Origin of the sequence: Granulicella aggregans, assembly GCF_014203275.1 — a bacterium.
Taxonomy (GTDB): Bacteria; Acidobacteriota; Terriglobia; order Terriglobales; family Acidobacteriaceae; genus Edaphobacter.
The window spans coordinates 29521-42923 of record NZ_JACHIP010000011.1 but is presented as its reverse complement, the minus strand read 5'-3'; the positions used below and the strand labels follow the sequence as shown (position 1 = coordinate 42923).

The window sequence follows — 13403 nt, the reverse complement described above, 5'->3', positions numbered from 1 at the left end:
AATACCAGCAGTACACCTGTGCAAGCAAGAGAATACTGGAGCACCTCAAGAAAGGGAAACCTATGTAAGCTTGCGCGCCGGGAAACCGGCAAGGAGTAGCAGGCGGAAGCTCGGTTGAAATGGTGGTTTCAGTGAGTAAAGACCCGCAAGCAGCTAATCATTTTCGGAAGGGTTGTAGAAGGACTCGTACGATGAGCCGTCTCAGGGAAAGCACGTGGGCCGCCTGTGATAGATTCGGGGCGATGCTAAACGGCTATCGCAGCACCCTAGTGGCTCTCGCATTGATGATGCTACCAACATGTCTGAGCGGCCAAATGGTCGCACGCAAGCTCGACGTGAGCAATGCTGGCCATCGCTTGCTTATGACGTCCTATGCAGTAAAGGGTCTGGCAATCAAACACTCAACTATTGTGTTCGAAAGCGGGCTGGGGGGTGGCGAGGATCATTGGAAAAAAGTGATCGATCTGTTGCCAAAAAGCGTTATGGCAATCACGTACGAAAGACCTGGAATGAACGGCTCTGCGCCAGATGGCGTACCGCCGTCTCCCGAGCACATCGCGACTGTGCTACATGCAGCACTTGCCCAAGTGGCGTCGCCGCCATATCTACTCGTCGGACATTCTTGGGGAGGTCCGCTCGTGAGGGCCTTCGCTGGCTTGTTCCCGAAAGACGTTTCCGGACTGGTACTGGTAGAAACGACCGACTTCGGGGAGACAGCGGAAGAGAGAAGGCGCTACATCTATGAACCTCTGGGGCACGGCGAAGACGGAGAGAAACTTCGTGCAGCCGTAGATGCTTACTATGCACAGCAAGCCGGTCACTTCGATCCTGGAGTCGATGCGGACATCCAGATGTCCCGCGATGAAAGAAGAGATGATTTTAGAGACCTCCAGAATTTACCGATGCCGCCGGTGCCCGTTGTCGTGATTGCCACAACCCGATATCCATTCACGAATGACCCGCATCTACCCGTTTCTTATGATCAGGCACAGTACCAGCAGCTCATGCTTAACTATCGGTTCCTGTCGTTGGGGCGCTTCGCTCGTTCGGTACCAGATGGAACCCTGGTTACGACGGCACGAAGTGGTCACTATGTTCAGGAAGAAGAACCAAGGCTGGTCCTTTGGGGGATTCGACGTGTTCTTCGTCCGGCTCGGCCCGCGACCCAGCACTGAGGGCACAGGAGTTGGAGTTCGACCGAAGATCTTCAAATTCCACGCCTGCGGCGCTCCCTTGAGCAGCCCTCCATCACCCACCGCACGGGGTTGACGACGCCACACTTTGGTATCTTGCCCTGGCTGCGGAGAACTCGGTTAGCCAGTGTCCCACTTGATGTGGCTAGATCGGCTGGCTAGACTGTGCTATATGTATCTGATTCTAAAAGACTGAGGTCCGATACCGTTCCTTTTGTATAGTCGAGTTTGTAAGCGCAAAGCAATAACGTCGTAGCTCTGCAAAGCCAAAGTGTCGCTGCCCCATCCTGAGTTGAGGGATTGGAGGCGGCAGATGGGTTGGCTACAGATGAGCAAGCAGGAGTTACGACGGGTTGAGGTCTTGACCGAGGTGCTGGCAGGTCGGCGGACGACGGAGTCGGCGGCGGGCGTGCTGGGTGTGAGCTTGAGGCAGACGCAGCGGCTAGTGGCCAGGCATCGCGATGGCGGCGGCGGAGCCATGATCCACAAGAGCCGAGGCCGCCCAGCGAGCAACAAGTTAGGCGCAGGCACACGTGAGCTGGTTCTCGAACTCGTACGGCAGAGTTACCGTGACTTCGGTCCGACACTTGCAGTGGAGGTTCTGCTGGAGCGTCACGGTATTGAGGTATCACGCGAGACCTTGCGCAAGTGGATGGTCGAGGCCGGTCTGTGGTTGTCACGCAAGCAGCGCAGGAGTTTCCATCAGCCAAGGCACCGACGTGAGAGTTACGGCGAGCTGATCCAGATCGACGGCAGCGAACATCGATGGTTCGAAGACCGTGGCGAGCCCTGTACGTTGCTGGTCTTTATCGACGATGCCACAAGCAGCTTGATGCAGTTGCGCTTCGTTGCCAGTGAGAGCACGTCGAGTTACTTCGAGGTCCTTCGCAGCTATCTGGAGACGCATGGCTGCCCGTTGGCCTTCTACTCGGACAAGCACTCCGTCTTCCGAGTGAACAGACCGGATACGAAGAACGGCTGCGGAATGACTCAGTTCGGCCGTGCGTTGGCTGAGCTTAATATCGAGATCATCTGCGCCAACTCGAGCCAGGCCAAGGGGCGTGTCGAACGAGCTAACCGCACCCTGCAGGATCGGCTGGTCAAGGAGTTACGTCTAGAGAACGTATGTGATCTGGAAACTGGCAACACCTTCCTGCCCGGCTTCGTGGAACGCTTCAACAAACGGTTCGCACTTAAGCCTGCGGCAACAGCCAATCTTCATCGCAGGCTGAACGACCCAAGCAAACTCGATGATGTGCTAAGTCAACGTGAGCAACGCCATGTCAGTGAGCAACTCACCTTGAGCTACGACCGTAAGCAGCTCATCCTGGAACGCAATGAGATCAGCGAAGAGTTGGGCGGCAAATACGTCGAAATCTACACCTTCCCCGATGGCCGGCTGGAGGTGCGCTCGCATGGGCACGTACTTCCCTACCGCGTCTTCGACAAGGACCAGCGCGTCAACCCAGCAGCTATCGTTGAGCGCAAACGACTGAGCCATGCCCTATCCATCATCAAGGCGAGACAGGATGCAACGCTTGTTCCAAGGATACAAACCAACAGCGAGAAAGGCGGATACAAGAAGAATCCACGTCAGCTTTACGGGGTGAATTACAAAGCAAAAAACGCGCCGCCGGCTGCGGTGGAAATGACGGCCTGATGGAAAGCGTGGAACGATGAAACTGTCCCACTCTTCCCACAGTCCTCGGAAATCGACAAAGAACGTCGATTCCCACATTACGCACCGCACGACGACTACGACGCACTATGATGACAGAACCGCTTTGCAGAAACAGCGACGTTATCGCTTTGCAGCAACAGAGTTGTAGCGCCCAAGTAGGAATGTCCGGTTTCTGCAAAGTTGAAATGTCCGAACTACCCTTCCGCCAACTATGTTTGCTCGAAGCACCGCATCGGCAAATCTGACGCTACTTCGAACGACGTAAGCGGCTCTGTTCGTCACGGCCGGATAGGTTGCCCAGCCAGCTTGATTGCCCTCAGGCCAGCATCTGCAAGCCAATCTCTGCGCTCCTCTTTGGTGCTGTTGGCGACCACACGGTAGACTTGGCGGTCTACACGTTCGAAGCCGCAATAACCGAGAAGGCAATCGCGCCAGATTCGTTCCAGAGGGTCGCCGAAGGCCTCCTGCTCGCGCGCTCCCGTCGTGTTGCTGGTGTTGAGCACCAGCGCCCGCTTGTCACGGAGTAGCCCCTTAGGCGCTCTTCCGTCGTCCTCGCCCTTCGCAAAAGCGTAGGCGGCACCAGGGGCGAAGACTCGGTCCATCCAGCCTTTCATCATTGCCGGCGGTGAACCCCAGCAGTTCGGGTGAACAACGCCGACCAGCACGCTTTTGACAAGAAGTGCAATCTGCTCCTGGACCTTTGCATCGTCGGTCGCGCAACCGCGTGCCTCTTCTGGACTCATGACGGGGTCGAAGCCGAGTGCGTGCAAATCCACAAACCGCGTCTTGAAGCCAAGTGATTCCCAAGCATCAACTACTACCTTCGCAAGTGCATGATTCAAGCTGGCTGGATCGGGATGGCTCACCACCACAAGCGCTCCATTCATCTCTGGTCTCCGCATGTCAGTGTTTCTTCAAACCCTGTTTCTCCGTAACTGTTTACGAGCTTCGCACGGCGATGTTGGTACCTTCAACATCTTCACGGTTGAGGAACTCTAAGAAGGTATGAGAAACGTTGCTCCTCCTGCAACTGAGCTCGGAAGAGCTTAGGAAGCTTAACGTGAACAGCCTCAACCGTAGTGTCAGGACATATTCGCTTGACATGTGCTTATATGGTCATGTATTTCTTTATGCATGGCACGAGCGGCCGCAAACGCTGACATCTACCAGGCCGTCGCTGAGCCAAGTCGGCGCGCTATTCTCGTCTACTTGGCTCCAGCCGAGCGCAACGTCGGAGACATTTCCGCCTCGCTTCGTATCCATCAGTCCTCAGTGTCAAAACATCTTCGTGTTTTGCGCGAAACAGGCCTCGTGTCCATGCGCTGTCGAGGCCGTGAGAAGCTCTATCGCACTCACTCCGATGCACTGCGTCCCCTGCATAGCTGGACCGCTCTTTTCGAGCAGTACTGGAGCCACCAGTTGAGCCGAGTCAAGCAGCGGGCCGAGGGCGTCGCAAAGCAGCACGACGGCAAGAACAAGGAGCAGCAATGACAAACACGGCTCAAACTATGGAAGACGTCACCCTGACCGTGGTGCAGGAGACAAGAGTGAAAGCTCCTCTCCATGTCACATTCTCAGCACTGTTAGACCAGCTCGGGCCCAGCAATGAAAAGCCGGACGGAACGGCCATGCCGATGACCTTGGAGGCGTTCCCAGGAGGACGATGGTTCCGCGATCTCGGTAATGGCGACGGGCACTTCTGGGGAAACGTGCAGGCGATTCGGACCCCTTCTTTACTGGAGATCGCAGGGCCGCTGTTCATGTCGGCACCCGTTGCGAACAACGTCCAGTACAGGCTTACCGAAGAAGGTGGCGAAACCGTAATTCGCTTTCGCCACACAGGTTTTGGTCTGGTTCCGCAAGGCATGGCTTTCAATGTGGAGACAGGTTGGGCGTACATCAGCGAGCAGGCACGCAAGCGCGCTGAAGCTATGGCAGCCAAAGCATAACGCCTTATTCAAGGGGAAACGAAGCGATGGAGACCCAGGTGAAAAACCTTTTTGATCCCGCGTTGGTGGACGATACGCAGACGCGCATCCTGCTGCTCACTGCTGAGAACCAGCCGTCTTGGGGTACTTTGAACGTTTCTCAGGCACTTGTGCATTGCGCTTTAGGTTTCGAGATGGCCACGGGAGCCTTGAAGACGAAACGGGCACCTTTCCCGGCCACATTGTTTGGCAGGGTAATCAAGCCATTCATCTTTCGCGACAACAAACCAATGCGCCGCAACTCACCCTCTGCGCCGGAACTGTTTACCGGAAACACTGCTGGGTACCACTTCATCAACGAACGTTCCCGCTTGCTCGAGGAAATGCATAGGTTCGCCGCACGGGGACCCGCCGGCTGCACCCACCAGCCACACCCCTTCTTTGGCCCGCTCACGCCGGAAGAGTGGGCCATCCTCATGTACAAACATATCGATCATCACCTTCGTCAGTTCGGCGCCTAGCAGCTCCTGTCCTGGCCCTCGGGTGAACCCTAACATGTTCTCCGTTGAAGCCTGGTAGCCCGTCACCGCGACGATCATGGGTTTTGAGGTGATGCGTGCGCTACGCAAGGGTCAAGCGGCGATCTTCAACCTCACGCAGGACATCCGCGGCGAGGCGCGCATCGTAGAACGCGCGTTCGGTATCTATGGACCGGATTATGTCCCAAAATCCAACGGCGACCCTGCGGTGGAAATGATGGCCTGATGGAAAGCGTGGAACGATGAAACTGTCCCACCCTTCCCACAGCCCTTGGAAACCGCCAAAGAACGGCGGTTCCCACATTACGCACCGCACGACGACTGGCATGGATTATTCAACAAACACATCAACAAGTTGACTTATACTGACACTTCTAATGGGCTAGCCAGTCTGTCATTTCTAATGAGCTGCAACATCGCGTGTAAGCGCAAAGCAATAATGTCGTAGCTATGCAAAGCTAACTGTCGCCGCCCCATCCTGAGTTGACGGGGTTGGAGGCGGCAGCGCGGACACAACTCGGCGAGCCGGTTGCGCAGCGACTCGACCCGGCTGCGGCAGGAATAGAGCCGACCAGCAATCAGTGAGAAATATCACGAAGAGTACGCAGCTGTTCATACGTCAGACTGTGAAGGGTTCCGTCAGATAACGTGAGCACCACAATCCCCAGGATCTCTTCGCTGACACAGATCACATCAAGAACGGGTGTCGTAGGTCCTACAACCTGCGCCTTCTCGTTCGCTAGGCTCACACACGCCATCGATTTAGTCAGCTTCATAAGGGTACCGGGTTGTCGCCTGGTTTGACTTCGCATCAGTTCCGAATGGTATGATTGGCGGCCTTGCAAGCGATGCCGCACGCGCATAGGCCTTTTCGGCAGGTTCCTCTGTATGAAGCTTTTGCGTGGAGCGAGGCAGGGTGACAAAAAAAGACGTACCTTTTGTCGGATTTCTTTCCGCCCAAATTGCGCCGCCGTGCTGTTCAACAATGGCGCGACAGATTGCAAGGCCGAGGCCGCTTCCTCCGAGTCGACGGGCATCGTCATGTTCGAGTTGCCGAAAGCGTTCGAACACCTTCTCAAGTTGATCCTCTGGAATGCCACGTCCTTCGTCTGAGATTTTAACCGTCAGTTGGTCGATAGACGCCTGAATATCGAGCACAACATTCCCGTTGGGCGGGGAAAACTTGATCGCATTTGAAAGCAAATTGATGAGGACCTGCAAAATTTTATCGGGATCCCCATGAAAACGGAGCTTGCGGCCCGGTATCTGAAGGTCTGCGTTGACATTCAGCTCGACGTCATGGGCTTGAGCCGTTGGCATCATTGTTTCGATAGCCTGTTCTGCCAAATCTTCTATAAAACATTCTTCCACCTGGAGCGATGTCGCGCCTGACGCTATCCGTTCGAGGTTCAAGACATCGTTGACCAATCGAATCATCCGGTCCAGGTTGCTCAGAGCAATATGAAAAAGCCTTGCGCCTTTGTCGTTCACTGGACCTGCCAGGCCCGCTGACAGAATTCCAACAGCGCCCCGGACGCTTGTCAGGGGCGACCGGAGCTCATGGGACACCATGGCGACATACTCATTTTTGAGATCATCCAGTTCAGATCGCTTCCGCAGTTCGCATTCATCCGCCAGGTGTAGAAGCCGGGTTTCTTCTAGCTGGCGGAGACCCACGAGGTGAAGCCGGTTGCTTTAGGTGAGGTGGTCGACCTGACGGGCTTTGCGGATGGAGACGACGCAGGGCCGAAGCTGAATGAGGCGCAGATTCTGCCGACTGGCCGGTTTGAGCAGATCAAGCCGCAGCCCGTGAAGTATGAAGAAGCGATCGGGGGCAAGTTCAGCGATGGTCTGGTGACAATAGAAGGTCAGGTACTTTCGCAGCTGCATAACGAGATCTCGGACATGATGGTGGTGGTAGTCGAGGGGCATCCAGTGAGCGTCCTCTTGTGGACAAGCGATCGGCCGCAGCTGCCTACGTTACCCATGGGGACTGAGGTCCAGGTCACCGGGATTTGCCGCGTGACCAAGACCGATTCGTGGGGCACTTCGGTATCGTTCCTGCTGGAGATGCGGGAGCCCGGCGATGTGACGGTAGCGGCCAAGGCATCTTGGTGGACGGTGACTCATTTGCTGCTTCTACTGCTTGGGTTGCTGATGGTCTCGGTGCTGATCACTGCATGGGCGCTAGTGCTGCGGCGGCGAGTGTCGGCGCAATCGCGGCGGATTCATAGCTCCATGGCGCTGGAGCAGCAACGGAGCCGCTTGCTGGAGAAGATCAATTCCTCGACACCCTTGCCGGAGCTGCTGGAAGACATCTGCGGTTCGATTGGCGGGCTGGTTCCCGGCTTGGATGTGACGTGTGAGGTGCTGGAGGCGTATCGCTTTGACTCGAAACAAAGGAAAGCCTCCTGGCAAAACGGGGAGGAACGGTGTGTGGCGGGGGCGCTAAATCCGAGGGGCGTGAATGGAAGCCGAAATAAAGAGATATTGTCGGTGGAGTTGACTGAGGCATCCGGGGCGACGCTGGGGAACTTCCGAGCGCGCTGCCAGGGCGATAAGGTGCTTACGGAAGAGGATCAGCGTGCTCTGCTTGTCGGCGCAAGCCTTTCGAACCTGGCGTTGAATCAACGGCGGCTGTATGAGCGGCTGAACTTCCATTCTACGCATGACCCGTTGACCGGGCTGCCCAATCGGAGGTACTCGGATTTGCGATTGGAGGAGGCTTTGCGCACCTCCGCCACGCGCGGGCACCTGGTCGCAGTGGTTTACATCGACGTCAACCACTTTAAGCAGGTGAACGACGAGTTCGGTCACAAGACCGGAGATCTGTATCTGCAGCAGATCGCGGTGCGTCTGGGTTCACAGGTTCGAGCGGGAGATTTGCTGGCCAGGATTGGCGGTGACGAGTTTATGTTGACCGCCGAACTTAAGAGCGTGGAGGACGCCGAGATCTACCGTCAGCGGTTGCAGCGGTGTTTTGAGCCGGTGTTTCAGCTGGAGGAAGTAGTGGTGCACGGGTCTGCGAGTGCCGGACTGGCGATCTCGCCGGAGCATGGAACGACGCCTGAAGAGCTTCAGCGTCATGCGGATATGGACATGTACGCGGCGAAAGAGGCTCGGCGGCTGGAGTTGGGGTTCAGGTCGGTGGGAGTGGCTTCGTAGGGCGGGTTGATGTGGCGCTGTGATGCGTTTGTAAAGGGGACTACATTGCCTACCCCGTGCGGCTCTGGTGCAAACAGCCAGAGCCCTCACGATGACGACCTCCAAGGAATTGCGCATGAATGATGAAAATGTTCCCGAAGAAACAGCGGAAGAAGTGCCCGAAACAGCGCCGGTCGAGTTGAAGCGGGAGCAAAGCGATGCAGACGTTCTCGCCGATTCGCACAAACATACACGGCGCAGCTTCGGCATCGGCGCCATCGCTGCTGCGGCTGGCTGTGGTCTCTACCGCTGGGTAGATCGCGCGCCGCAGTTAGGACGTTCGCAGATCCCGCTGCGTCACACGCTCAACTTCAACCGCGATGTTGAACGAGCTCTCTTCGATGAGCGTGGTCTTTCGCCTGAGTTTCCGGTCTCTCGCGCGGTGGAGCTGCGCCTTATCGGAACGGTCGGCCTCGAAAAACAGATCGATCTGCGTAGCTGGCGCTTGCAGATACTACTAGTGAGGCTGCTCCGCATTCACAACCCCAGATTCATCAGACGGTTCCTTACTGCGTCGCCGCAACGGGGGCGTCAGGAGCGGTACCGCCAGTGCCGGAAGATCTTTCACACTATCCACAGGAACTTCAACAACACCATCGTGATCCGCCGTGACATCGTGAACACCGATGCGCAGATAAAACTCACCCTTGAGAGGCACACTGATCTGCTGATGAAGAAAGAGACCTTTGTGAAGAGCGAGGTTATACAGAGCCGCCGTGAAATCCTCTTCGCGAACTCTGCTTGAGGTGTTTATCAGCTTTCCGTCTCGCGTATACACGTACGTGCGAAATTGCAGATTTGCATGACGCCCCCCGTCAGCGGTTGGTGTGAACTCAATGGCGCTGGGGTCTGCCGCGATGACAACGTCGTAACGCTGATAAGGCCCACTGATATTCGCCGACGCGATCGCATAGTTGCTTGCCAGCAGCGTCTGCTCCGGCTTTTTCGCCGCCGGAACAACCATCACCTTCAGCGTGATCTGCGTGGGCATAGGCGAGCCGAAGATCATCGCATTATGCATCGCATCGACCACTGGAGGCGCGGGCTTTAACGCCGTGAAGGTCACCGGACTGCCCGGAGCAGGATTCGGAGCAGAACGCGAGGCTTCAACGGGAGCAGACGTCGCCGGCGGAGCATCCGCATAGTAGCCCCGTCGATACGCCATCGTGAACCCATCACGCCGAAGCTTCAATTGGATCTTGCGAAACTTCCCATCACTTACCGCGTCCGTCGGCGAATAAGTCAGCGTGTAGTAGTTCGACCCCGCTGCAATCGACTGTGTCACCGCAGTCGCGAGACCATTGGTGTTGATGTAGGCATGCCCTCCCGTCTGCTCTGCCATCTGCTGCATGGTGATGTTGTTATCCGCGTTCTCCGTAGACGCACTGTTGACGTTATTGGCAAAGGTATCGAGCGGATGTGTCCTGGTGTCGTACTGCATCCCTGACTCCTCCACCGAGTACACAGAAGATGTGGAAAGGCCTCCAGCCCCAACGGGGTAGACCGCAACCTGGCTCTGGGCGAGCAGACGCGTCGTCTGTCGAAAGAGATCTGACGACCCCGCAACCGGCGCGAAGGGATCCGTAAACGGACCGAGCAGCGAACTATCAGGAAGTACGTTGATTGGGAACGAACCGGAGAACCAGATGAGGTTCTTTCTTCCAGGCATGCCCCCGAGATAGCGGGCTATCTGGTTAAGCGCTTCGAGGGTATAGCGGGCACGCAGCTGCGAGGCAGTTGAGCTGTGGTCCGCCTCAAACTGTTTCAAGCGCTGAACGACCTGGGTTTGCGTCAGGTTGTTGCCTTCTACTTCCTGGATCTGTTCCGAGAGGCTCTGTGAGCCATCGCCTCTCGCTGTGTTTTCGAGCAGCGGCGAGTTCTTTAGAGACTTGGCCTCAATGGCAGCACGGAGCAGCCGAGGGTCCGCCGTGAACGGCTGCAGAAGCCACAGCCGTGAACCCAACCCGAAGATCGCGAGAGGAGCATTCGGTGGATTGTTTTTGAGAAAGAGACGAAGCTGATTGTGAACGTAAGTCTGATCTGTGAGCGGAGTATTCAGCGTATCCAGAAGAAGGATATTTAGCGCAGCATTCGCGGGGGCTGCTGTGTAGTTGGTAAACGTTCCCGGCGGTAGATTCAGAGGCGGCTCAGCCTTGGCCGTGCTTGCCGAGTGCTCCTCGAAGGTCTTGATCCGCTCTGGAGCGCCGTTCTCAAAGACGCTGAAGTCCGAAGCCGTGAGATTGTGAATCGGGTTCTGCCTGCTATCCGCCACCACCACATCAACGATCACAAGCTTCGTCCCCGTCGTAAGCGTCGTTACCGCTGGCGGAGTCTGAGCAATCGCCAAGGGGAAAATTACCTCAACCAGCAATCCAAGGATAGCGGCTCGACGGATTGACATTGGACCCCCGTGCAGCGTCGTCCATTTCAACACAGCCTACAACGTAGACGCCAGGAGCAACAGGCAAGTTTCAACTTCCAAACCACAGCACCGCGCTCGTTGCTGCCCGAAAGCAGCGATAATACCCCAGGGACACTGTCGAGAAATAGCCGGCCAAAAGTGTTGCGCTGACCGGTGAGACCGCCCGACTTTGCGTGAATCTGCTCGCCCCAAGTTATCGCCACTCGTACTCAACCCGTCAGAGGTTCTGTTTGCGTTTTCTAGCAAAGCCTTTCGATTTCTCTCGTTGCCTTAGGTTCACAGTTGCGATACATATGCCTTATGCGTGTTTGGAGGACACCACGTGTTCCGGCCCCCCTACCGATAAGGCGGGTCATGCATTTTGTACGGGCCTGTTGCCTGACTCTTAGCGTGGCGGTTTGTGCCGGCCAGTCTGTCGATTCGCGCCAACCGTACACCTTTCACGCCTACACAGATGTGGTGCAAGTGCCAACGATGGTGCTTACCCCAATGCGAGCGAGCTATCCCAGTCTTTCAGTTGACTCATTCTCAGTGAGCTTTGATAGCGGGCCTGTCTCGCATCCCGAGCATGTTCGTCTCGAAGGGGATGACCCGCTACAGTTCGCCGTACTTTTGGACGTCAGCCAAGAAAACGGACGTTGGCTTGCAAAGAGCCTTGTGAACGCCCGAGGGCAATTGGTGCCCGAGCTGTTCAACGGTGGAGATCGGATCAGTGTATTTGCGAGTGACTGCGTTCTCATCCGCTCTAGGGAAGCAACGCCTGCGAGTATCCCGGAGTTACATGCGGGGATCAAGGATGTGCTTGCGTCCACGGCTCTGCATCAGTCGGATCAAGGCTCGAACTGCGGAGAAAAGCACCGCCTATGGGATGTCATCGCGAGCACCATTACTCAATTGCAGCCTCTGCAGGGACGCCGTGTCCTTATGGTCCTCTCCGATGGTGTGGATAGGGGAAGCAAGCTGACGTGGGAAGAAGTGAGACGTTATGCGGTTCGATCGGGAGTCACCATAATGGGTATTCGCCCGACCCAAGGGGGTGCCCCATCCTCGATGTTCGCTCCCGATAAGCGGCAGCCCTCCAAGACGGTGGCAGAAGATATATTCGCTATCTTTTGCGGTGGAACTGGCGGGATCGCTTTCTATGACACCCCAAAGACAGTCGATTCAACCTTCATAAGAGCCGTCAGCCTCATTCGCAAACGTTACATTCTGGAGTTTGTGAGTCCAACGAACGCGACAGCGGGCGATCACTCGATAGACATAAGCATTCCCGACCATAGGGCCATCGTCCGCGTGACCGGGGCAACATTTCTCTTGCATCATCAGGAAATAGGCGAAGATCCGAGCGTTATACCTTCAAATGATTCGAACGCCCCACAATTCGGTAAACGCAAGATACTTGTCCAGCCCCAATCAAGATAAGCGACGCAAAGTTAGCAGACGAAACGTAGGGTCTCGGGCCAGGGTGCTTGATCCGTGTGAGCCTGCCTTTTATGCACTCATCCGCGTCACAAATGCTCAAGCATCCAGAGCTCCTTGGTTCTTGCACGTGAAGAGGACAGAGTCGGATCAGGCGTGCGACCGACATAAACTCGATCGGCGCCTGTGCAGTGTATGAAACGGCGTTCGGCCATCACCCCTGACAACCGGAGTTGTCGTGGGTGATAGCAAATCACGAAGATCTGATGTGACATCAAGAATGATTGATCGACCGTCAAAACTTATTTAACTTACAACTCCAAGGATCAGGACCTCTTACGACAGTGTCCATGTTCGAACACTGTCGTTCTAAAAGCGGACAAACTTCAATTATTGGCCAAATGGATGCGATCAGAAGAGCTCGGTTTTCTGGGGAATCAAGACCTTCGGATCTTTGTGGAAATGGTCCTGTAAATGCAATTGGTTTGCCATTGAGATCCGCAGGAGACGAAATGCCATTCTTTGAACGCAGTCGAGATGTTATCTCTGGCCCCTTCAGTGCAGACCTGATCACTGAACGTCAACGTGCAGGATGGCAGATGCTATCCATCGAATGGCGTCGGGAGCGTCCGGAGTCAGAGCCATCTTCTGAAATCGAAGCCGCTGACGAAATTCCATATGGTCTTCGTTTATCCGCTGATTGCACCCGCCTTGAAGCTGATCCAGTTGAGAATAAGGTGCTGTTGCAAATGATGGACCTTCTTGGAAACGACTTCTCCTACGCAAGTATCGTAAGTGACCTTAACGAGCGAGGTTTACGCATGCGCAATGGTTCACCATGGACTCGCGTCGGTGTTTTCAAGATGATGCCGCGTTTGATTGAAGTCGGCCCTCGCCTCTTTGCCGAAGATGAATGGAAGAACAGGAAAAAAGTCGTATCTAGGGACCGACAGAGGTCTTAATACGCCGACGCCACTCACTCCATCCTGATCCATGGCGCGGCAGCCCTAAGGTTGA

The 13403-nt window shown here is 55.8% G+C and carries 11 protein-coding genes; 8 read left to right on the top strand and 3 right to left on the bottom strand.

Annotation, left to right across the window (positions count from 1 at the left end):
- Nucleotides 1–314: 314 nt before the first annotated feature.
- Together HDF16_RS24175 and HDF16_RS24170 are read left to right on the top strand one after the other, a co-directional pair.
- On the top strand, nucleotides 315–1175 hold the full coding sequence (locus tag HDF16_RS24175; RefSeq protein ID WP_184222474.1) for an alpha/beta fold hydrolase: 861 nt from the start codon (nucleotides 315–317) through the stop codon (nucleotides 1173–1175).
- A gap of 331 nt (nucleotides 1176–1506) precedes the next feature.
- Complete coding sequence (locus HDF16_RS24170; protein WP_348641416.1) at nucleotides 1507–2853, top strand: ISNCY family transposase; 1347 nt, start codon at nucleotides 1507–1509, stop codon at nucleotides 2851–2853.
- Between the two features lie 299 nt (nucleotides 2854–3152).
- Here HDF16_RS24170 and HDF16_RS24165 read toward each other — a convergent pair whose 3' ends face one another.
- Nucleotides 3153–3761 carry an NAD(P)H-dependent oxidoreductase gene (locus HDF16_RS24165; protein ID WP_184222472.1) on the bottom strand — a complete coding sequence of 203 codons (609 nt, stop codon included), beginning with the start codon at nucleotides 3759–3761 and terminating at the stop codon, nucleotides 3153–3155.
- A 247-nt stretch (nucleotides 3762–4008) separates the two neighbouring features.
- On the opposite strand from HDF16_RS24165, the gene HDF16_RS24160 reads away from it, so the two are divergent.
- The 4 genes from HDF16_RS24160 to HDF16_RS24145 all read left to right on the top strand — a co-directional run bounded on the left by HDF16_RS24160 (nucleotide 4009) and on the right by HDF16_RS24145 (nucleotide 5567).
- Nucleotides 4009–4365: an ArsR/SmtB family transcription factor gene (locus HDF16_RS24160; RefSeq protein ID WP_184222470.1), complete on the top strand. Its 357-nt coding sequence runs from the start codon at nucleotides 4009–4011 to the stop codon at nucleotides 4363–4365.
- Nucleotides 4362–4823 (top strand): SRPBCC family protein, encoded by a 462-nt coding sequence (locus HDF16_RS24155; RefSeq protein ID WP_184222468.1) that lies wholly within the window; start codon nucleotides 4362–4364, stop codon nucleotides 4821–4823. Before HDF16_RS24160 ends, HDF16_RS24155 begins: the two co-directional genes overlap by 4 nt.
- A gap of 38 nt (nucleotides 4824–4861) precedes the next feature.
- Nucleotides 4862–5323 carry a DUF1569 domain-containing protein gene (locus HDF16_RS24150; RefSeq protein WP_221313081.1) on the top strand — a complete coding sequence of 154 codons (462 nt, stop codon included), beginning with the start codon at nucleotides 4862–4864 and terminating at the stop codon, nucleotides 5321–5323.
- Nucleotides 5324–5399: 76 nt separating this feature from the next.
- A complete protein-coding gene (locus HDF16_RS24145) occupies nucleotides 5400–5567 on the top strand; it encodes a hypothetical protein (protein ID WP_184222464.1) in 168 nt (55 codons plus the stop codon).
- Nucleotides 5568–6103: 536 nt separating this feature from the next.
- Here HDF16_RS24145 and HDF16_RS24140 read toward each other — a convergent pair.
- Complete coding sequence (locus HDF16_RS24140; protein WP_184222462.1) at nucleotides 6104–7018, bottom strand: ATP-binding protein; 915 nt, start codon at nucleotides 7016–7018, stop codon at nucleotides 6104–6106.
- A gap of 3 nt (nucleotides 7019–7021) precedes the next feature.
- On the opposite strand from HDF16_RS24140, the gene HDF16_RS31655 reads away from it, so the two are divergent.
- Nucleotides 7022–8506: a diguanylate cyclase domain-containing protein gene (locus HDF16_RS31655; RefSeq protein WP_184222460.1), complete on the top strand. Its 1485-nt coding sequence runs from the start codon at nucleotides 7022–7024 to the stop codon at nucleotides 8504–8506.
- A 496-nt stretch (nucleotides 8507–9002) separates the two neighbouring features.
- Here HDF16_RS31655 and HDF16_RS24130 read toward each other — a convergent pair whose 3' ends face one another.
- Nucleotides 9003–10946: a VWA domain-containing protein gene (locus HDF16_RS24130; RefSeq protein WP_184222458.1), complete on the bottom strand. Its 1944-nt coding sequence runs from the start codon at nucleotides 10944–10946 to the stop codon at nucleotides 9003–9005.
- A 1952-nt stretch (nucleotides 10947–12898) separates the two neighbouring features.
- On the opposite strand from HDF16_RS24130, the gene HDF16_RS24125 reads away from it, so the two are divergent.
- Nucleotides 12899–13348, top strand: a complete 450-nt coding sequence (locus HDF16_RS24125) for a recombinase family protein (RefSeq protein ID WP_184222456.1) — start codon at nucleotides 12899–12901, stop codon at nucleotides 13346–13348.
- Nucleotides 13349–13403: the final 55 nt, after the last annotated feature.